Annotated in this window: 17 protein-coding genes; 13 read left to right on the forward strand and 4 right to left on the reverse strand. The window is 72.7% G+C overall.

Annotated features, from left to right (window positions below):
• Nucleotides 1-542 precede the first annotated feature (542 nt).
• Nucleotides 543-2,342 (forward strand): BTAD domain-containing putative transcriptional regulator, encoded by a 1,800-nt coding sequence (locus tag ACN27A_RS00490; RefSeq protein WP_421448849.1) that lies wholly within the window; start codon nt 543-545, stop codon nt 2,340-2,342.
• Here ACN27A_RS00490 and ACN27A_RS00495 read toward each other — a convergent pair.
• Entirely contained in the window at nt 2,320-3,378 is a 1,059-nt protein-coding gene (locus ACN27A_RS00495) for an endonuclease/exonuclease/phosphatase family protein (protein WP_421448850.1), read from the reverse strand. The two genes, ACN27A_RS00490 and ACN27A_RS00495, sit on opposite strands and share 23 nt — an antisense overlap.
• Nucleotides 3,379-3,553: 175 nt before the next feature.
• On the opposite strand from ACN27A_RS00495, the gene ACN27A_RS00500 reads away from it, so the two are divergent.
• The 10 genes from ACN27A_RS00500 (at nt 3,554) to ACN27A_RS00545 (ending at nt 15,170) form a co-directional block, all read left to right on the forward strand.
• Complete coding sequence (locus tag ACN27A_RS00500) at nt 3,554-5,392, forward strand: glycosyltransferase (protein WP_421448852.1); 1,839 nt, start codon at nt 3,554-3,556, stop codon at nt 5,390-5,392.
• Between the two features lie 76 nt (nt 5,393-5,468).
• Nucleotides 5,469-6,779 carry an aspartate aminotransferase family protein gene (locus ACN27A_RS00505; protein ID WP_421458332.1) on the forward strand — a complete coding sequence of 437 codons (1,311 nt, stop codon included), beginning with the start codon at nt 5,469-5,471 and terminating at the stop codon, nt 6,777-6,779.
• Complete coding sequence (locus ACN27A_RS00510; RefSeq protein ID WP_421448854.1) at nt 6,773-7,843, forward strand: NAD-dependent epimerase/dehydratase family protein; 1,071 nt, start codon at nt 6,773-6,775, stop codon at nt 7,841-7,843. The genes ACN27A_RS00505 and ACN27A_RS00510 overlap by 7 nt, the downstream gene beginning before the upstream one ends.
• Nucleotides 7,844-7,904: 61 nt before the next feature.
• Nucleotides 7,905-8,681, forward strand: coding sequence for a UbiA prenyltransferase family protein (locus ACN27A_RS00515; RefSeq protein WP_421448856.1), 777 nt, complete (start codon nt 7,905-7,907; stop codon nt 8,679-8,681).
• The gene (locus ACN27A_RS00520; RefSeq protein ID WP_421448858.1) at nt 8,674-9,693 is read left to right on the forward strand and encodes a glycosyltransferase family 2 protein; all 1,020 of its coding nucleotides are present in this window, start codon (nt 8,674-8,676) and stop codon (nt 9,691-9,693) included. The genes ACN27A_RS00515 and ACN27A_RS00520 overlap by 8 nt, the downstream gene beginning before the upstream one ends.
• Nucleotides 9,690-10,886 (forward strand): endonuclease/exonuclease/phosphatase family protein, encoded by a 1,197-nt coding sequence (locus tag ACN27A_RS00525; RefSeq protein ID WP_421448859.1) that lies wholly within the window; start codon nt 9,690-9,692, stop codon nt 10,884-10,886. The genes ACN27A_RS00520 and ACN27A_RS00525 overlap by 4 nt, the downstream gene beginning before the upstream one ends.
• A 280-nt stretch (nt 10,887-11,166) precedes the next feature.
• Nucleotides 11,167-12,492, forward strand: a complete 1,326-nt coding sequence (locus tag ACN27A_RS00530; protein ID WP_421448861.1) for a glycosyltransferase 87 family protein — start codon at nt 11,167-11,169, stop codon at nt 12,490-12,492.
• On the forward strand, nt 12,489-13,526 hold the full coding sequence (locus ACN27A_RS00535; RefSeq protein WP_421448863.1) for a glycosyltransferase family 2 protein: 1,038 nt from the start codon (nt 12,489-12,491) through the stop codon (nt 13,524-13,526). Before ACN27A_RS00530 ends, ACN27A_RS00535 begins: the two co-directional genes overlap by 4 nt.
• Nucleotides 13,523-14,488, forward strand: coding sequence for a lysylphosphatidylglycerol synthase domain-containing protein (locus tag ACN27A_RS00540; protein ID WP_421448864.1), 966 nt, complete (start codon nt 13,523-13,525; stop codon nt 14,486-14,488). Before ACN27A_RS00535 ends, ACN27A_RS00540 begins: the two co-directional genes overlap by 4 nt.
• A 52-nt stretch (nt 14,489-14,540) precedes the next feature.
• Nucleotides 14,541-15,170, forward strand: a complete 630-nt coding sequence (locus ACN27A_RS00545; RefSeq protein WP_421448867.1) for a class I SAM-dependent methyltransferase — start codon at nt 14,541-14,543, stop codon at nt 15,168-15,170.
• Nucleotides 15,171-15,251: 81 nt separating this feature from the next.
• Here ACN27A_RS00545 and ACN27A_RS00550 read toward each other — a convergent pair whose 3' ends face one another.
• From ACN27A_RS00550 to ACN27A_RS00560, 3 genes are all read right to left on the reverse strand, one after another.
• Nucleotides 15,252-16,058, reverse strand: a complete 807-nt coding sequence (locus ACN27A_RS00550; protein WP_132234238.1) for an AfsR/SARP family transcriptional regulator — start codon at nt 16,056-16,058, stop codon at nt 15,252-15,254.
• A gap of 182 nt (nt 16,059-16,240) precedes the next feature.
• Nucleotides 16,241-16,957, reverse strand: coding sequence for a polysaccharide deacetylase family protein (locus tag ACN27A_RS00555; protein WP_421448870.1), 717 nt, complete (start codon nt 16,955-16,957; stop codon nt 16,241-16,243).
• Nucleotides 16,954-17,964, reverse strand: coding sequence for a glycosyltransferase family 2 protein (locus ACN27A_RS00560; RefSeq protein WP_421448872.1), 1,011 nt, complete (start codon nt 17,962-17,964; stop codon nt 16,954-16,956). Before ACN27A_RS00560 ends, ACN27A_RS00555 begins: the two co-directional genes overlap by 4 nt.
• Nucleotides 17,965-18,233: 269 nt before the next feature.
• Here ACN27A_RS00560 and ACN27A_RS00565 point away from each other — a divergent pair, with 269 nt between their 5' ends.
• On the forward strand, nt 18,234-19,544 hold the full coding sequence (locus ACN27A_RS00565; RefSeq protein ID WP_421458333.1) for an aspartate aminotransferase family protein: 1,311 nt from the start codon (nt 18,234-18,236) through the stop codon (nt 19,542-19,544).
• Nucleotides 19,538-20,554 carry an NAD-dependent epimerase/dehydratase family protein gene (locus ACN27A_RS00570; protein WP_421448875.1) on the forward strand — a complete coding sequence of 339 codons (1,017 nt, stop codon included), beginning with the start codon at nt 19,538-19,540 and terminating at the stop codon, nt 20,552-20,554. Before ACN27A_RS00565 ends, ACN27A_RS00570 begins: the two co-directional genes overlap by 7 nt.
• Nucleotides 20,555-20,563: the final 9 nt, after the last annotated feature.

The following is a 20,563-nucleotide window of genomic DNA, read 5'->3' on the forward strand; positions in this document are numbered from 1 at the left end:
CGGGTTTCTGAACACTGGGGATAGCGACGGCTCGACGAGCCAACTCCGTCGGAGATCGAGCAACTCGCCGAGTACGCCAAGACGCACGTGGTGGTCTGCCCGCTATGAGGACTCCTGGTGCGGGCCGATCGGTCATAGTGGCGTCTGAAGCGGCGGCGGTGGGGCCGAGGAAGCGGAATGCGCACCATCGCCTGCGACCCGTCCGGCGACGCCGCCCTCCAACGGCTCGCGCAGCAGCTCAACAGGTTCGCACTCTCAGGTGCGGCCATCGCGTTGGCCGCTCCAACTCGAACGCCGGACCGCTGCGAGGGGCCCGCTGCCCGGCCGCGCCCGCCGGCCGCATCCCGCTGGCGTGGCCGGAATCACGGTCGGCAGTCGTTCGAACACATGTTCTAATATGGACCCGTCCGCCAGGGGGATGTCCACAGCCGCTCCATCGATGGGAATCGCTGTTTGGAGATTTTCTTAGTAAAGTCTCTTTCCAGTCGGAGGCGGAGAGGCACTTCCCGGTTTCCGGGCGCGACGTGACCGGGGGGAGCCAGGTGTTCATCAACGTGCTGGGGCCGATGGAGCTGACCGTGGGGGACGCTGCGGTTCCGATCGGCGGTGTCCGGCAACGCACCGTGCTGGCCACCCTCGTCATGCACGTCAACCGGGTCGTCTCGACGGACCTGCTGGTGGACACGGTCTGGGGTGACGCGCCGCCGCCCACCGCCCGTAACCAGGTGCAGACCGCGATCTCCATGGTCCGCAGGACACTTGCCCGCCACGACCGCGGAACGATCCTGCGCACCCAGTCGCCGGGATACCTGCTCGACCTCACCGCCGACGACATCGACGCGGTGCGCTTCGCCCGACTCGCGGCCGAGGGGCGCGCCCTCGCCGTCGCGGGCCGGCACGCCCAGGCAGCCGGGCGGCTCCGCGCCGCGTTGGCCCTCTGGCGCGGCCCGGCCCTGGCCGGGCTGGCCGGCGGGGCACTGACCGAGACGGCGGCCCGACTCGAGGAGCAGCGGCTGACCGTGCTCGCCGAACGGATCCGGCTCGACCGGCAGCTCGGCCGGCACCACGAGCTGGTGGGCGAGTTGCAGGAGCTGACCCGCCGCTATCCGCTGCGGGAAAACCTCCACGGTGAGTTGATGCTGGCGCTGTCCCGGTCCGGTCGGAAGGCCGAGGCACTGGAGACGTACCGGCGGGCCAGGTCCGTCCTGGTCGAGGAGCTCGGCCTGGAGCCGGGGGCGGAGCTGCGGCGGATCGAGCAACGCATCCTGCGCGCGCAGGATGCGGTGCCGCCGCGGCAGCTCCCCACCGACCTGCCGGACTTCACCGGCCGCGCCACCGAGATCGCGCAGGGCACACGGCTGCTGACCGCCGAGACCGACGGGGTGCCGGTCCTCGCGCTGACCGGGCTCTCCGGGGCCGGCAAGACCGCGCTCGCGGTCCGCGTCGCGCACCGGGTGAGTGCTAGCTTCCCCGACGGCCAGTTGTACGCGAACCTGCGCGGCGAACCAGGTCGAGCGGTGACCGCCGAGGTCTCTGAGCACTTCCTGCGAGCGCTGGGCGTGCCGCTCAGCGACATTCCCGACGATCCGCAGCGGCGCACCGCCGTCTACCGGTCACGACTTGCCGGCCGCCGGATCCTGGTGCTGCTCGACAACGTGGCGCAGGAGTCGCAACTCGCCGACCTGCTGCCCGGCTCCGCCGGTGGCGCGGTCGTCGTGACAAGCCGGGCGCGCCTGGGCCTCCTGCCCGCCCGGCACGTGGAGGTCGGGCCGCTCACGGTCGACGAGGCGCTCGCCTTGCTGACCCGGATCATCGGCGCCGAACGGGTACGCAGCCAGCCCACTGCCGCACACAGCCTCGTCGCACTCTCCGGGCAGACGCCGCTGGCGGTGCGCATCATCGGCGCCCGGCTCGCCGTACACCGGCACTGGCCGTTGTCCCGCATGGTGCGCCGACTCAGCGAGGAGGGCCGGCGTCTCGACGAGCTGGAACACGCCGGGGTGAGCGTCCGGGCCGGGCTCGCGCTCGGCTATCGGCGACTGCCGGTCATGGCGCGCCGGCTCTTGCGCCGGCTGGCCCTGGTCGAGGTGCCCGATCTGACCGTGCCGCTGTGCGCCGCGTTGCTCGACATCGGGCACGACGAGGCCGAGGAGGCGGCGGAGCGGCTCATCGAGGCGGGGCTGGTCGAGGCGTACCTCGCCCCGGACGGGCTGCCCCGATATCTGCTGCACGACCTGACGCGGGCGTTCGCCGGTGAGCGGCTGCGCGCCGAGGAGGAACCGGGCGAGCGCGACGCGGCCCTGCGGCGGGCGGTCGACGTCACCGTCGCGCGGCGAGGGTGATCACCTGGGCGCGGTGGTCGGACAGCCCATCGGGAGACCGCAGGTCGTAGCCGTCCACCCGCAGCGGCGCGCTGGTGAACGCCCAGTCCAGCCGCCACAGCGGCAGCCGCGCCGGCCAGGTGGCCGGGTAGGGCTCGTCGTTGGCGTCCCGCAGCCGCCGCGGCGCGCCGTCGAGGTCGGCCATCGCCGGGCTGGTGTTGAAGTCCCCGGCCAGCATCACGGGCCGGGGGTTGGTGGAGATGTCGGCCCACAGCCCGGCGAGCTGCCGCCGCCGCTGCGGGTCGGCCGTCCTCGGCATCCGCCAGAAGTTCGCCGACACCGGGTTGACCAACTTGAGCTGCACGGCGATGTGGACGTTGTAGAAGGACACCACCGAGCCGTCGACGCGCAGGTCCGTGCGCAGGGCCTTCGCCTCACGGAAGATCGTGTCGAAGTCCGTGGTGGCGTCGCCGGCCGCCGCCGGGTCGGGTGCCACCGGCGGCTGGGCGACCACCGGCAGGCGGGACAGCGTCACGAGTTCGCCGCGCCGCACCACGGTGTGCTCCGGGAACTCCGCGCGCAGCCGGTCCAGGTCGTCGATCGGCCGCTGACCGTCGATTGGTCGCGCCAGGTCCCAGCCGAGATACTCCTGCAACAGGTAGACGTCCGCGTCCTGCTCGTGCAGGTACCGGTAGAACTGGTCCGGGTCCTTGTCCTGGGTCCAGAACTCGGTGTTCCACGACAGGATCCGGATGCCCCGCTGTTCGGGCTCGACCGCGAGCACGGGACGGAGCCCGCCGTACGGGAGCCCGAGCAGCAGGCCGAGCACGGCGAGCGCGGCGTTGGAGCGTCGCCGGGGCCGGACCGCCACCGCCGCGACGACCAGCGCCAGTGGCACCACCACGAACAGCAACGGCGGTAGCGCGGCGGGCACCAGCCACACCCACCAGCGACCGTTCAACGCCCAGTGCGTCAGCACGAACGCCACCCAGAGCGCCACCGCACCACGCACCAGCCGCGACCCGCGATCCACCCGTGCTGGTGCGGATGTCTCCATGTCCACCCCCGTGCCCGTCGTGTCGACCCGCACCCGCACGGGCCGCGACCGATCGCGCCGCGCCCGGTCGAGGGCGCCAGCGGACCCCGCGAGGCTATCGGAACGGCACCGCCGCTATCGCCGGTCGGGCGCGGCCGACAGCGGCCCGACATCCGTGCTCGGTCCACTTGCCGTCATGAGCCCCACCGTTTCGGTGATCATCCCGAACCACAACTACGCCCGCACCCTGCGGAGATGCCTGGAGTCCGTCTACGCGCAGACCCACCCCCCGGACGAGGTGATCGTGGTCGACGACCGCAGCACCGACGACTCGTGCGACATCGTCCGCGGCTTCCCGTGTCGACTGATCGAGAACACCGTCAACGGCGGCGTCTCGGTGTCGCGCAACGCCGGTGCCGCCGCCGCCACCGGCGACGTGCTCTTCTTCCTCGATTCCGACGAGGCACTGGCCCCGGATGCGCTCGCCAACGCGGTCGACATCCTCGACCGGCACCCCGAGATCGGGTGCGTGCACGGTCTGATCGCCCCCGAGCCGCTGATCGACGACGGGCCGGTCGAGTGGTACCGGACGCTGCACTCGTACTGGTGGCGACGGCGAGCCGTCGGGCTCGGGCAGACCGCGTTCTTCGCCCAGGCCGCGATCCGGCGGTCCGTCTTCGAGGCCGCCGGCCCGTTCGACGAGTCGCTGCGCGACTCCGAGGACCTGGAGTACAGCGAACGGTTGGCGCCGATCACCCGGATCCTGCTGACCGAGCGCATCGTCGCCGCGCACGACGAGGTGTCCCGGCTGGGTCCGTTGCTCGCCGAGCAGTTCCGCCGGTCCCAGCTCCTGGCCCGGACCGTCTTCGGCGCGCGGCGCAAGGGCCGGGCGAGCCTCACCGCGAACCGGCCGCTGGGCATCCTCGCCGTCGCAGCGGCCACCGCGTCGATACCGCTCGCGGTGCTCCGGCCGTCGGTGGCCGCGCTGACCGCCCTGCTGCTGGCCGTCTTCGCGCTCGCGGATCCGGGTCAGCTCCGTCTCGTCGCCCACTACAAGGGCGCGCGCTTCGTGCCGTTCTTCCTCGGGGTCAGCCTGCTCGTGCACCTCGCGCTGCTGGCGGGCGCCGCGGTCGGGGTACTGCGCACCGTGCTGCGCCGGCGATGGCTCACCCCGCTGGTCGTCCTCGCCGCGCTGGCCGGGCTCGGCTTCGCGCTGCGCCGGGACGGTCCGGCCGCGCTGGCCGTCCTGGCCCGGCCCGACGCGCTGCCACTGTGTCTGGCCGCTTTCGCGGCGAACCTGGCCGGCCTGCTGATCGGCATGCTCGCGTGGCGGGTGCTGGTGCCCATCGGTGGGCTCACCGCCGGCCGCATCTTCTTCCTCGGTCAGCTCGGCAAGTATCTGCCGGGCCGGGTGTGGGGCGTGGTCACCCACGTCGACCTGGGTCGCCGCTCGGGGGTGCCGGCCGAGCGGATGGTCACCGCGTACGTGGTCAGCATCGCCCTGACGATCGCCTCCGGCGCGCTGGTGGGGCTGCTCACCACGCCGGGCTGGTGGATCGCCGTACCTGTCGCCGGCCTTGCCGTCTGCCTGGTCCGACCGCAGCTCCTCAACCGGGTGATCGCCCGCGTCGCCCGGCTGGCGAAGCGGTCGGTCACCCCCGTCCCGCCCGGCCGGATGCGGCTCGCGGTCAGTCTCGCCCTGCTGTCCTGGCTGGTGTCCGGCCTGCACCTGTGGGCCGTGGTGGTGCTCCTCGGCGCCGACCCCGGCTCCTCGGCGGCCGTGTCGATCGGGGCATTCGCCCTGGCGACCGTCGCCGGCAGCCTCTCGATCATCGCACCCGACGGCTGGGGCGTACGCGAGGTCGCCATCGGCGCCGCCCTCGCCACCGTGCTGCCCTGGTCGGCCGCCGGAATGGCCGCGGTGGCCAGCCGGCTGGTGTGCGTCCTGGTCGAGGTCACCGTCTCCCTGCTCGTCGTCGCCCTGTCCCGCACCGTCCGCTCAGGAGATCACCATGCCCAGGCTGTTCACCCTTGACGAGGCCGAGGGCCTCGACACCGGTCGGGTCCACGACCTCTACCGCCGCCACGTCAACAGGAGTCAGGTCGCGCTGATGACCTCGTTCGGCTTCGGTCGCGAGCTCGTCGAACGTGCCGAGGGGGCCTACCTCTGGCAGCGCGACGGTCGTCGGATCCTCGACCTGACCGGCGGGGTGGGCGTGCTCAACCACGGGCACAACCACCCGCGCATCCTCGAGGTGCGTCGCCGCTTCGCCGAGCGGCGCAGCATGGAGGTCCACAAGACGTACTTCTCGCCGTACCTCGCGGCGCTGTCCCACAACCTCGCCGAGGTGCTTCCCGGCGACCTGACCATGTCGTTCCTGCCGAACTCGGGCGCCGAGGCGGTCGAGGGCGCGGTGAAGCTGGCCTACAAGTTCCACCGGGGCCGGCGCGGCACGGTGCTGCGGGCCGACAGCAGCTTCCACGGCAAGCTGCTCGGCTCGGGCGGCCTGACCGGGCAGAGCCACTACCCGTTCCCCACCATTCCCGGCATCGACACCTTCCGGTACGGCGACCTCGACTCCGTCCGGGCCGCGGTGCAGCGGCACCCCGACGACGTGTACGCGATCCTGATCGAGCCGTTCAGCGCCTCCACTCTGCGCAGCTGCTCCGAGGAGTTCCTGCGCGGCCTACGCGAGCTGTGCACCCGGCACCGGATCGTGCTCGTCTTCGACGAGATCTACACCGGCTGGGGCAAGACCGGCACCCTCTTCTACTTCATGCGCTACCCGGACCTGATCCCCGACGTCCTCACCACCTCCAAGTCGTTCGGCGGCGGCAAGTCGTCCATCTCCGCGTTCGTGGCACGCGAGTCCATCTACCGCCGGGCCTACGACAACCTCAACGACGCGGTGCTCCAGAGCACCAGCACCACCTACTACGGCTTCGGCGAGGAGTGCGCCACCGCCCTCGAAGCGATCAACATCGCCGTCGAGGACGACTACCCGGCGCGGGCCCGCCACCTGGAGGCGGTCCTCGCCCCCGGGCTGCGGCGGCTCGCCAAACAACACCCGGACGCGATCGGCGAGGTGACCGGCGCCGGCGCGCTCTGGGGCGTCTTCCTCGACGGCGGACCCCGGCTGCTGGACCTGCTGGCCAAGGTGGCCCCGGTCGGCATGGCCCGCGACCCGCAGTTCAAGACCAAGGTCGTCACCTGCGCCGTCGTCAACGCGCTCTACGAGGACCACGACATCTACTCGTACTACACGCTCAACGGCCGCAACCCGCTCGTGCTCGCCCCGAGCCTGGTGACCGATCCGGCGGACGTCGAGCGCGCGATCGACGCCCTCGACCAGACCCTGCACCGGGGACTCGGCCGGCTGACCGTCCGCTTCCTCAAGGAAAAGGTGAGTTCCCTGTGGTGAACCGGACGGTCGTGGTCACCGGCGCCGCCGGGATGCTCGGCTCGCACCTCGCCCGCCGGCTGCGCGCCGACGGCGACCAGGTACGCGCCGTGGACCTGCGCCCCGGGCCCGACATCGCCTTCGCCGGCGACGTGCGGGACGCGACCCTGATGCGCTCGGCACTGGCGGGCGCCGACGCCGTCGTGCACTGCGCCTCGGCGCTGCCGAGCTATCCGGCGGCGCAGATCAGGTCGATCGTGGTGGACGGCACCCGCACGGTGCTCGGCACCGCGGTGCGGGCGGGGGTGCCGCGCGTCGTGCACATCTCCTCGACCGCCGTCTACGGTCTGCCGCGCGTCGTGCCGACCACCGAGGAACACCCCCGCGAGCCGGTCGACACGTACAGCGCGGCCAAGGCGGCGGCCGAGGAGATCGCCGACGAGCTGCGCGCGGGCGGGGCGTGCCTGCCGGTCCTGCGCCCCAAGACGTTCCTCGGTCCGGGCCGGATGGGCCTGTTCGCCATGCTGTTCGAGTGGGCCGAGGAGGGCCGGCACTTCCCGGTGCTGGGTCGCGGTGACGTACGCATCCAGATGCTCGCCCTGGCCGACCTCGTCGCGGCGGTCCGCGCGGTGCTGGACGCGCCGCCGGAGGTGGCCAACGACACCTACAACATCGCCGCCGCCGAGTTCGGCACGCTGCGGGAGGACTTCCAGGCGGTGCTCGACGCGGCCGGCCACGGCCGGCGGGTCGTCCCGCTGCCCGGGCGCCCCGCGCTCGCCGCGCTGCGCACGCTGGAGCGCCTGCGCCTGTCCCCGGTCTACGGCCGGCTACTGAGCAAGCTCACCGCCGATTCGTACGTGAGCATCGACAGGGCCCGCGACCGGCTCGGCTTCCACCCCCTGCAGTCCAACCAGGACGCCATTCTCGACACGTACGCCTGGTGGCGCGAGCAGCGCCGCCTCGGCGACCGGCCGGAGCGCGAGGAGTCGCACAATGCTGCCCACCAGGACGGACCCACCACCGGACGCACCAGCCGCGACCCCTGGAAGCAGGGCGTCCTCGCCGCTGCCAAGATCTTCTTCTAGGCCGTTCGGGGACCTCGTCCAGCTCCTGCGGCCCGGCCAGTGGCCCAAGAACCTCGTGGCCGTGCTGCCCCTGCTCGACGCCGAGCTGTGGGGCTGGCCCCACCTGCGCGCGGTCGCCACCGCGGTGGTCGGCTTCACGCTCGCGTCGGCCCTGGTGTACGTCCTCAACGACATCGCCGACCGCGAACGCGACCGGGCCCACGACCGCAAGCGGCTGCGCCCGATCGCCTCCGGACGCGTCACGCCCTGGCAGGCCGGGGCGCTCGCGCTGCTCCTGCTCGCCGGGCTGGCCCTGCTGGTCTCGGCGGACGTCCGCTCGTGGTGGCCGCTGCTGACCTACCTGGCCGTCAACGTGGCCTACAGCTTCTTCCTCAAGCACGTGCCGCTGCTGGACCTGTTCGCCGTCGCGGTCGGGTTCGTGCTGCGCCTCGTGCAGGGCTACACCGCGGTCGACGCGCCGCCGTCGGGCTGGCTCACACTCTGCGTACTGTCGGTCTGCCTGCTGCTGATCCTGGGCAAGCGGCGTCACGAGCTGCGGGTCGCCGGCACCGTCCACCGGCCGGCCCTGGTCGGCTACACCGAGCACCTGCTCGACCAGCTGCTCGGCCTGACCGCCGCCAGCGCGCTCATCACCTACCAGCTGCACGCGTCGTCGGTCAGCCGCACCGCGCTGCTCACCGCTCCGTTCGCGCTCTTCGCGCTGTTCCGCTACCTCCAGGTCGTCCTGGTGCACTCCGGCGGCGGCAGCCCCGTCCGGGTGCTGCTGCGCGACGGCGTGATGCTCGTCAACGCCGGGCTCTGGCTGCTCGTCCTCGAAGGGGGAGTTCTGTATGGCTGAGACGCCTTCCGGCGACCGCGTCACGGTGTCGGTCGTCGTGCCGATGTACAACGACAGCCGCACCATCGACCTCTGCCTCGCCTCGGTGCACGCCCAGTCGATGCCGGCGCACGAGGTCATCGTGGTCGACGATGCCAGCACCGACACCAGCGCCACCCTCGCCGCCCGGCACCCGTGCCGACTGGTCCGCGCGGACGCCAACGGCGGCCCCGGGGCGTCCCGCAACCTGGGCGTACGCCACGCGACGGGTGAGATCATCTTTTTCCTCGACGCGGACGTGACCATGCATCCCGACGCGATCCGCAACGCGGTCCGGCTGCTGCGCGGCGACGAGGGCTACGGCGCGGTCTTCGGCGTACCCGACAAGGAGCCACTGTTCGCCGAGGGGCTCGTCGGGCAGTACCGCATCCTGCAGTACCACTACTGGCGCAAGAGCGCGGAAGGACTGGTCAGCGGCGGGTTCTACGCCCTCGGCGCGGTGACCCGCGAGGCGTTCGACCGGGCCGGCTGGTTCAATCCCACGCTGCGGCAGACCGAGGAGATCGACCACGCGGAACGGCTGTCGCGGTCGTACCCGATGCTGTTGACCTCGCAGATCCGCGGCCGGTTGTCCGACGAGAGCCGGATGCTCCCCATCCTGCGCAAGGCGTTCCGGCGCAGCCGGCTGCGGGTGCCGTTCTACCTGCGGCGCGGCCGGGCCATGCAGGGCATGGAGACCGGCGGCCGGGCCGCCGCCGCCGTCCTGGCGGCAGCGACGCTGCTGAGCGTGCCGGCCGTGGTCCTGTTCCCCCCGTTCGCCCTGCTTACCGCCGTCCTCCTCGGCGGCTTCGTGGCGAGCGATCTCGGCCAGTACGTCTTCGTGCGGCGCGAGCGCGGCTGGGGCTTCGTCGTCTTCTTCACGGCCGCGCATCTACTGATGAACACCGCGGTCGTCGCCGGCCTCGCCACCGGGTTGCTCGAATGGCTCCTGCGCCCCCGCTTCCGCAGCCTCTACCAGGAGGTCGCCCCATGACCACCACACAGGATCCGGAGGCCGTCGCGGCGACCTCGACGCCGCCGGTGCCGGTGTCGCGCGGCCGGCGGGTCGCCCGCGCGCTACGCCTCGGCTACGGCTGGGTGGTCGTCGCCGCCGCCGCGCTCTTCCTGGCCTTCACCGTGACCCGCCGGGCGGCGACCGGGCGCTGGCACTGGTCGATCCTGCTGGACTCGGCCCCGCCGGTGCTCCTGGTGCTGACGCCGCTGCTGCTGGCCGGCGCGGCGACCGCCGCCTGCGGTCGTCGCCGGCACTGGGCCGTGGCGCTCGCCGTGGCGGGCCTGCTCCCCGGCGTCGACCAGCTCGGCGTCTACCCGGCCGCGCTGCTGCGCGACACGCGACCGGTGCCGGCCGGCGCGGTCCATTTGTTCACCTGGAACACGAACTACTGGGGGATGAGCAACAAGGACCCCGAGGCGCAGTTCGCGTTTCTCCGCCGACAGAACGCCGACATCTACCTGTTGCAGGAACACGTCATCTGGCTGCCCGGCAGCGCCGAGGCCGGCTACTTCCCGGTGGGCGACGACGACAAGCTCCGCGCCGAGTTCCCCGGCTACCACATCGCGCGCCGCAGCGAGCTGGTCACGATCTCGCGGTTCCCGATCGTGGCGCAGCCGCTGTTCGGTCCGGCGGCCCGGCAACCCGCCGGCACCCCCTTCGCCGAGGTCTTCGCGCGGGACAAGGTGCTGCGGACCGACCTGCGCATCGGCGAGCGGACGATCTCGGTCTACAACGTGCACGTCACCGTGCCGACCGCGATCGACCTCGACTTCCTGGACCCGCAGGTCGACCTGGACGAGTACTACCGGCGCAAGTTCACCTGGCGGCAGGAGGAGGTCGCGGCGGTCACCGAGGACGTGCGGCGCAACCCGTACCCGTCGATCGTCTCCGGCGACTTCAACGCCACCTCGGCGATGGGCACCCTCGACGGGCTGCGCGCCGTCACCCGCGACGCGTCCGACGAGGGGACCCAGGTGCTGCCCCTGAGCTGGCGCTTCGACGCGCCGATGAACTTCAGTTGGGACAGCCCGCTCGCCGGTCTGCCGCTGCCGTTCTGGCGCATCGACTGGACGTTCACCCGGGGAGCGGTCGACGTGCACCGCTACCGGTTGATCTCCGCCGAGCGGCTCTCCGACCACCGCCCGCAGGAACTGTGGTTCTCGGTGCGCTGACGGCTTCTCCGGCCCGGTGGGGACCACCGCCGGGCCGGAGGCGCGTCGTCCCGGACGGCGGGACGCCTCGACGGCCTACCGTTGCGGGCCAGCGCCGGACTTCGACCAAACCTCCCCGCCACACACACGCGCACGGACCTGTCGCGACAGTTCTGTCCGGCGCGACGGCCGGTGTCGATCAGGCCGCTGTGGACGGTGGGTAATCCAGACCAGTTACAGGATGCGTTCAGTGATCGATTGTTACCGTTCTCCCGCCGACGCCTGAAGGGGGAGATCGGTGATGACCCTTTCGCCGGCACCAGACCCCGGCCCTCGGCTGCGACGTCACCCCGGCCCGGCGCTCCCGGCCACCGCCCTGCTGCTGCTCCCGGTGCTGGTGGCCGCCGCCGCGATCGTCGTGTACCGGGTCAGCGGCCGGTTCTGGGGCGACCTCGCGGCCTACCGGACGGGCGCGCTGGCCGCCGCCGGCGGCGACGGGCAGCTCTACGACGTCGCCCACCGGGGCGCGGACGGCATCGCGCTGGGCTTCACGTACCCGCCCTTCGCCGCGCTGCTGCTGCAACCGTTGGCGTACGTCGACACCGCCGTCGGCGTCGGGCTCTGGACGATGGCCTCGGTCGTCGCGTTGTCCGCGGTGGTGCGCGTGGCGCTGCGCGCCGCCAATGCGGGCCCGCCGGTACGCCCCGGCGCGGTGCTGGCGGGCACCGTCGCGGCGCTGCCGATGTTCCCGGTGGCCGGTCACCTCCAGGTCGGCCAGGTGGGCCTGTTCCTCATGCTCATCGTGCTGCTGGACCTCACCTCCGGCCCCGCGAACCGTTGGCGGGGCCTGGGCGTCGGGATTGCCGCAGGGATCAAGCTCACCCCGCTGATCTTCGTGGCGTACCTGCTGTGCACCGGCCGGTGGCGCGCGGCGGGGGTGGCACTGGCCGCGTTCGCCGCCACCGCCGGGCTCGGGTTCGCCTGGCGGCCGGGCGACTCGGCGCGGTTCTGGGGCGGTGGCCTGCTCGACACCGCGCGGGTCACCGACGATCCCCGCACCGTCCTGAACCAGTCGCTGCACGGCGCGCTGGCGCGCCTCGGCGACGTCGCCGACGTGCGTGCCGTCTGGCTGCCGGTGGCGGCGCTGACGGCGGTGGCCGGGATCGTCGTCGCGGCCCGCTGCGCCCGCGCCGGAGACGAGCTGCGCGGGGTGCTCGCCTGCGCGACGACGGGCGTGCTCGTCTCGCCGGTCTCCTGGCACCACCACTGGGTCTGGTGCGTACCGGCGCTGGTGCTGCTGGCGGTGCGGGCCCGGACGCGGGCCGACCGGGCCGCCGCGTTGGCTGGCGCGCTGCTCTGGACGCTCTGCGTGGCCAGCGCCGCCTGGATCCTCGTCGGCCTGCGCGGCGAGGACCTGCACTTCCGGGACTGGGAGCTGCTGCACAGCAACACGTACGTGCTGGCCGGGCTCGTGGCGCTGGGCGTGCTGGCCCGGCGTCCCGGTGGACCGCGGGCGGGCGCCGACCCGACCGGGCCGGCGCCCGCCGCGCCCCGGCACGACCAACCGCAGGAGAGGGACGGTGAGACCGTGACCCGCGCCGACGCCATCGAGGACCGGATCCGGTGAGGATCTCCGTGGTCGTCCCCAACTTCAACAAGGAGCGGACGCTGCACGAGTGCCTGTCGGCGGTGTACGCCCAGCGCCCGCCGCCGGCCGAGGTGATCGTCGTCGACGACGCGAGCACGGACCGGTCCCGGCGGATCGCGGCCGGGTTCCCCTGCACGGTGGTGGCGTTCCCGGTCAACCGGGGCGTCTCGGCGGCCCGCAACGCCGGCGCCGCCCGCGCCACCGGCGACGTGTTGTTCTTCGTCGACTCCGACATCGCGCTGGCGCCCGGCGCGCTGGCAGCCGCGGTACGCACTCTCGAGGCGCACCCCGACTGCGGCGTGGTGCAGGGCATCTACGACCTGCGCCCGCTGCACGACGACGGGCCGGTCGAGGCGTACAAGACGCTGTTCGAGCACTTCTGGCGGCGCCGGGCCACCGGGGTGACGGCGACCACCATGTTTGCGCTGACCGCCGTGCCCAGGGCCGTCTTCGAGCTGGTCGGCGGCTTCGACGAGCGGCTGCGCGACGCCGAGGACGTGGAGTTCGGCACCCGCCTGCCGAGCCGCTACGAGATCCGGGTCAGCGACGAGATCGTCGGCCGCCACGACGACGTGGACCGGTTGTGGCTGTACCTGTCGGAGCTGTTCCGCCGTGCGGTGACGTACGCCGACGCCGTGGTCGTGGCCCGCTGGGAGCGGCCGGTGGCCGGCGCGGACGGCGCGGGCCGGACGCCGCACCGGGTCGACCTCGCCGCGGTGGTGGGCATGGCGGCAAGCGCGCTGGCCGTCGGTACCGCGTCGCTGGCCCTGGTGACGCCCCGGCTGGCGCTGCTGGCGCTGGGCCCGCTCGCCGCCTTCGTCGTGGCCGACCGGGAGCTGCTGGCGTTCGCCCTGCGCCACCGCGGTCCGCGGTTCCTGCTCTACGCCGCGGGGCTACGGTGGCTGACGCACCTGACGGAGTTCGTCGGGATGGGGCTGGGGGTGTGCGGCGCGCTGCTGCGGCGGGTCCGTGCCGGCCGCTTCCGTCGGGTGACCCCGGTGTCGCAGCGGTGAGGGCCCGCTGGTGGCGGCTCGCCAACCATGTCCTCACCGCGGCCTTCGTGATAGCCCTGACCGTCGGTCTGGTGCTGTTCGTGCGCGCCCAGGACTGGACGCCCGTGGCGACGCTCGCCGCCCGCCTCGACCCCGTCCGGGTGACCGCCGCGCTGGCCGCCGCCATGCTGATCAACTCGACGGGGCTGCTGCTCGGGCTGGCCTCGTGGCGGGCGCTCTTCGTCGACCTCGGGGCGGCGGTCGACCGGTGGACGGCGTACCGGATCTTCTTCGTCGGGTTCCTGGCCAAGTTCGTCCCGGGCCGCTTCGTCGCCCTGCCGCTGCTGCTGCGGATGGGCAGGGAGATCGAGGTGGGTCCGGTCCGATTGGCCGGGGTGTTCCTGCTCAGCTGGGCGGTGGTCGCGATGACCGGGACGACGGTCGCGCTCGCGGCCGGGCCGGCGCTGCTGGCGGGCGCCGCCGGGTGGCTGCTGCTCGCCGCGGTCCCGCTGGTCGTGCTCTTCGTCCGTCCGGACCTGCTCAACCGAGGGCTCGGTGCGTCGGCCCGGCTGCTGCGGCGGCCGCCCCCGCAGGTCGCCGCGTCCCCGGCCGGCCTCCGTCGGGCCATCACCGCGCAGTCGCTGTCCTGGCTCGTCTCCGGGCACCACCTGTGGCTGCTCGCGGTGGCCGCCGGCGCGCCGCCCCTGCGGTCGTACCTGATCTGCGTCGCCGGCTTCGCGGCGGCCACCGTCGCCGGCCTGGTGGTGATGGTCGCCCCGGACGGCCTGGGCGTACGTGAGGCGGTGCTCATGGTCGGGCTGGCCACCGTGCTGCCGGTGACCGTGGCGACGCCGGTGGTGCTGGTCAGCCGACTGGTCTGCGCACTGAGCGAGGTGGCGGTCGGCGGCGGCGGACTGCTGGTGGCCCAGTACATGCACCGGCGCCGTGCCGGCCCGGTCGAGCGGGCGGCGCCGGTCGGCTGACCGGCCCGTCACCTGAGTCCGAAGCTGAGTCGGTCAGAGAGTTGGTGACAGCATGTCGATCGCGCCACTGCGGACGATGGCACGGCTGGTCGGAGTTCCGGTCCGGGCGCTGGTGCGCCGCAGCACGAGGCTGAACGCGGCGCTCTGGGACACCCAGTACGCGCTGGGCTTCTGGGGCTACCTGGACGGCGCGGGCGACGGGGCCATGCCGCTGTCGCTGATCGAGACGTGGGCCCCGCGCCCGACGATCCTCGACCTCGGCTGCGGCACCAGCGCCAACCTTCCCCTGACCCAGGGCCGGTATCGGCACTACCACGGCGTGGACATCAGCCGCCGGGCGATCGAGGTGGCCCGGTCGCTCGACCGGCCGGACGCGTCGTACGAGGTGGCTGACATCCGGGCCTACCGGAGCCCGCAGCGGTACGACGCCATCCTGCTGCGCGAGGTCATCTACTACCTCTCGGTGGCGGAGGCGGAGCACCTGCTGCGCCGGCTGCCGGACATGCTCACCGCGCGGGGCCGGATCATGGTGCAGATCTACGACATCGACCGGTCCCAGCAGTTCGTCGAGGTGATCCGCGGCTGCGGGCTGGACGTCACGACGCGGTTGCCGACGGACTGCGCCGACGGCGCGACCGGCGCCTTCTTCGTCCTGACCCCCGTGGCCGCCCCGCCGGGCTGAACCTCGCTGGCGCCCGGCCGCTGCCGGGGCGGGGGAGGGGCCCGCCGGGCGTCCCGCGCGCCCCGGGCCCCCGCCCCCCGCTCAGACGGAGACCCGGCGCTCCCACCACGGCCACACCGTCACCGGTTCGCTGCGCAGCAGCCGGCGATGCAGGTCCTGGAGCCGGTGCCCGGGTTCGACCCCGAGCCGGTCGGAGAGGGTGCTGCGGGCGTCCTGGAAGGCGGTGAGCGCCTCCGCCCGCCGGGAACTCTGCCCGAGCGCGACGAGCAGCAGCTCCCAGAGCCGCTCCCGCATCGGGTGCTCGGCCAGCATCCAGCGCAGCTCGGCGACCACGTTCTCGACGTCGCCGAGCAGGAGCCGTACGCCGGTCGCCTCCTCCAGGACGTCCTGGCGCAGCTCGGTCAGCCGGATGCGTTCGGCCTCGGCGAGCGGGCCGGTCGCCTCGTGCAGGGCCCGGCCGGTCCAGTGGGCCAGGCCCCGCTGGAAGAGGTAGAGCGATCGGGACAGGTCCGCCTGGGACCGGGCGGCGCGGGCTGCCCGGACGTCCTGTTCGAAGCGGATGATGTCCACGGCGTCCGACGGGATGTCGAGGGTGTAGCCGGGCCGGGTGGACCGGAGCACCCGGGCCAGGGCCGGCCGCCGGCCGGGCGGCTCCAGGACCCGGCGCAGCCGGCCGATGTAGGTGTGCACCATGTTCTCCACCGAGTCGGGCCGGCGGCCGGCCCAGATCCCGTCGACGATCTGCGCGACGGACATCACCATGCCGCTGCGCAGCGCCAGCACCGCCAGGACCTCCCGTTGCCGTGGTGTGCCCAGGTACAGGTGCGTGTCCCCGCGTTGGGTCCGGATCGGCCCCAGGAGCAGTATGGACAGTTCATCGTGCGACATCAGGTGTCTCCCCCACCAGAGGAACCGGGTGCCAGGACCCGGCTCGGCACTTGTCGACGGCACTGTCCGGGCACCGGACAACCACGGCGTCGGGGCGGGTCCGGGACGGCAGGCGAGTCGACGGTTCGACGCGCGTTCGGCGGCTCCCCGCAGCGGGAGGGCCCTCGGGGCATCCGCGCCACCTACCGGTCGTCCGGGACGGTGACGAAGCGCAGCCCGCGATCGGTCAGCCTCGGGAGGACCTCGGCCAGGGCCGCGACGGTCTGCGACCGGTCGCCGCCGCCGTCGTGACAGAGCATGATCTGCCCGGGCCGGGTGCGCGACAGCGTCCGGACGATCCGGGCGACGCCGGGGCTGCGCCAGTCGCTGGGGTTGACCGTCCAGTCGACCGGGACGAGCCCGAGCTCGGCGGTGGTCCGCAGCACCCCGGGCGACCAGTTGCCGCCGGGGGCGCGGAACAACCGTGGCGTGTGCCCGGTCGCGTCCTCGATCTCGCGCTGGGTCCGGTCGATCTCGGCGGTGATCTCGTGCCGGGTCAGCGCGGCGAACGGCTGCGGGTGCGTCATGGAGTGGTTGCCGATCAGGTGGCCGGCGGCCAGCACGTCCCGGGCCAGCTCCGGGTGTTCCCGCACCCGGTCGCCGACGAGGAAGAACGTGGCCCGCACGCCGTGCCGGTCGAGCAGGTCGAGCATCGACGCGGTCCACCGCGGGTGCGGGCCGTCGTCGATGGTGAGCGCCACGTCGTCGCCCGGCACGCCGAAGGTCGGTCGCCGGGGACCGCCGAGCGAGGGGCGGCGGCGCAGGAGCTGCCGGCCGCGGTAGGCGAAGAGCAGGTAGTGCAGGGCGTGCGCGCAGAGCTGGGAGCCCAGCCGGGCCACCGGTTTCCGGGCGCCGCTCATCGGGGCGTTCTCGCGGTGGTCACGCGGGTCGGCCCGAAGTCGCGGTCGGCGAGGTGGCGCAGCCCGCCCACGACGGCGCCCGTGACGACGGCCAGTTGGACCAGCAGGTGCACGGCGAAGAAGAAGACCGCGTACGCGGGTCCGCGCCGGCGCAGCACGAACCGCAGCAGGCCGGGCTCGGCCACCACGAACAGGGCGAGGAGGAGCAGCGACGCAGCCGGCCAGCCGCCGCCGAGCGGGGCCAGCGGCAGGGTCGCCGGCACCGACGTCGCGGCGGCCAGGGCCACGGGGCTGTTGGCGCGGATGCCCGCCGGTCCGCGTTCGGCCAGGGCCACCGGGATCAGCAGCTGCGAGCGGTGGAACTGCTTGCGCAGCAGCGCCCCGAGCCGGCTGTCGTCGTCGTGTCGGCAGACGACGGTGTCGGTGAGGACGATGCCGTACCTGTCGCCCATCCGGTCGCCGAGTTCGACGTCCTCGGAGGCGCGCAGGTTCTCGTCGAACAGCCCGACCGTGGTGAAGACCTCGCGGCGGATGAGGCAGACCGCGAAGAGGGTGGTGCGCACCCGCCCGACGTTGCGCAGTCGCCAGTAGTGCCCGTGCAGCAGCCGGTACGCCTCGACGGGCCCGTCGTCGATCAGGGGTTCGAGCGCGTAGATGCCGTGTACGCAGGCGACGTCCGGCTCGTCGCGCAGGATCGCGAGGGCGTTCTCCAGCGCGTCCGGTTCCGGGGCGCAGTCGGAGTCGAGGAAGAGGAGCAGCTCGCCTGTGCTGGCCTGGATGCCGCGGTTGCGGGCGGCGGCTGGCCCGGCGTTGCGGTCGGTGACCAGCAGCCGACAGGGGAACCGCCGGGCGATCTCCCGGGTCTCGTCGGTGCTGGCGTCGTCGACGACGACGACCTCGGTCACCGGTTGTCGCTGCCGGTAGACCGCCTCGAGACAGGCGCCCAGGGTCTTCGCGCTGTTGTGGGCGGGGATGATGACCGACACCGTCGGCGGCATGATCAGCACCTCACCGGGAAGTAGGGTAATTCGTAAGTAATATTGACGCTGGGAATTCCGTCGGGACGCGACCAAGTTATCGACCGGCAACCCCCTCCCGCAAGGGTTGCCTTGCGTAGTCAAGGTTCCATCCAGCCTCGGTCCAGGAAAGATTTCGGGGCCATGGATAGCGTCGCGGCATGCCCAATCTGGTCAGCGTCGAGGAATGCGAGCGGCTCACCGTTCGCGAGGTGCACGACCTCTATCGGCGGTACGTGAACGCAAGCCAGGTCAATCTCATGACCTCGTTCGGGTTCGGCCGGGAATTGGTCGAGCACGCCGAGGGCGCCTACCTGACATTACGCGACGGCCGGCGGGTCCTCGACCTGACCGGCGGCGTGGGGGTGCTCAACCACGGCCACAACCATCCACGCATCGTGGCGGCCCGGCAACGGTTCGCTGAGCGCCAGCGGATGGAGGTGCACAAAACGTACTTCTCGCCGTACCTCGCGGCGCTCGGCCACAACCTGGCGCAGTTGCTTCCCGGCGACCTCTCGATGTCGTTTCTCCCCAACTCCGGCGCGGAGGCGGTGGAGGGTGCGGTGAAGCTCGCCTTCAAATACCACGGCGGCCGGCGGGGAACCATCCTGCGGGCGGACTGCGGTTTCCACGGAAAGTTGCTCGGCTCCGGCGGACTGACCGGTCAGCCCCACTTCGATTTTCCGACAATCCCCGGAATCGTCCCATTTACTTACGGCGACCTGGATTCCGTCCGGTCGGCTATCGCGGCGCACCCCGGCGACGTCTATGCCCTCATCGTCGAACCGTTCAGTGCCTCCACCATTCAGTGGTGCGACGAAGGTTTCCTTCGCGGGGTGCGGGAACTGTGCGACCGGCACGACATCGTGCTGATCTTCGACGAGATCTACACCGGCTGGGGCAAGACGGGCAGCCTCTTCTACTTCATGCGCTACCCGGACCTGGTGCCGGACGTGCTCACCACGAGCAAGTCCTTCGGCGGCGGCAAGTCGTCCATTTCGGCCTTCGTCGCCCGCGAGCCGGTGTTCCGCAAGGCGTACGACAACCTCACCGACGCGCTGCTGCAGAGCACCAGCACGACCTACTACGGCATGGGGGAGGAGTGCGTCACCGCCATCGAGGCGATCAACGTGGCGGTGGAGGACGACTACCCGGCGCGGGCCCGCGAGCTGGAACGCGTCCTGGAACCGGCCCTGACCCGGCTGGGCAAGGAACACCCGGAGGCGGTCGGCCGGGTGGCGGGCGCCGGGGCGCTCTGGGGCGTGCAGATCGACGGCGGGCCGAAGATCCTCGACCTGGTCGCCCGGCTCGCGCCCGGCGGCGTGGCCCGGGACCCCAGGTTCAAGGCGAAGCTGGTGACCTGCGCCGTCGTCAACGCGCTCTACCGGGACCACGACATCTTCACCTACTACACGCTCAACGGCCTGAACCCGCTGGTCATCGGCCCGTCGCTGGTCACCGACCCGGCCGACGCGCAGCGCGCCGTCGACGCCCTCGGCGAGGTGCTGGCCCAGGGACTGAACCGCCTGGTCACCCGGTTCGTCGCGCAGAAGGTGGGATCGCTGTGGTGATCGCGATCACCGGCGCGGCGGGCATGCTCGGCTCCCGGCTGGTCGACCGCCTCGGCGCCGACGGCCACCACGTACGCGGTGTCGACCTGCGGCCGGAGAACGGGGTCACCCACGTCGGGGACGTCCGCGACTCCCGCCTGCTGGACCGCGCCTTCGCCGACGCCACCGTCGTCATCCACTGCGCGGCGGCGCTGCCCAGCTACCCGGCCGACCAGATCCGCTCCGTCACCGTCGAGGGCACGCGCGCCGTGTTCGCCGCCGCGGAGCGGGCCGCGGTGGCCCGGGTCGTGCACGTCTCGTCGACCGCCGTCTACGGGCTGCCGACGCGGGTGCCCACCGGGGAGGAACACCCGCACGCGCCGGTGGACACCTACAGCGCGGCCAAGGCGGCGGCCGAGGAGATCGCCGTCCGGCACCGCGCCGGCCTGCCGGTGGCGGTGCTGCGACCCAAGACCTTCCTCGGCCCCGGCCGGATGGGACTGTTCTCGATGCTCTTCGAGTGGGCGGAGGAGGGCCGCAACTTCCCGGTCCTCGGCCGCGGCGACGTGCGGATCCAGATGTTCGCCGTCGACGACCTCGTCGACGCGGTGGTGACCGTCCTGCACGCCCCCGACGAGGTCGCCAACGACACGTACAACCTGGCCGCCGAGCGCTTCGGCACCCTCCGGGAGGACTTCCAGGCGGTCCTGGACGCCGCCGGCCACGGCCGGCGGGTGGTCTCGCTGCCGGCCCGGCCGGCGCTCGCCGCGCTCAGCCTGCTGGAACGCAGCCGGCTCTCGCCGGTCTACGGCCGACTGCTGCACAAGCTGATGGCCGACTCGTACGTCAGCATCGACAAGGCCCGACAGCGGCTGGGCTTCCAGCCGAAGCTGTCCAACCAGGACGCCATCCTGCGCACCTACGAGTGGTGGCGCACCGAGCGGCACCGTGAGCGCCCGGCGCGGGACGGGCGGACCAGCCGTGATCCCTGGCGGCAGGGCGCCCTCGCCGCCGCGAAGATCCTCTTCTGACAGGGGCCC

The organism is Micromonospora sp. WMMD737 (assembly GCF_049179055.1).
GTDB classification, from domain to species: domain Bacteria; phylum Actinomycetota; class Actinomycetes; order Mycobacteriales; family Micromonosporaceae; genus Micromonospora; species Micromonospora reichwaldensis.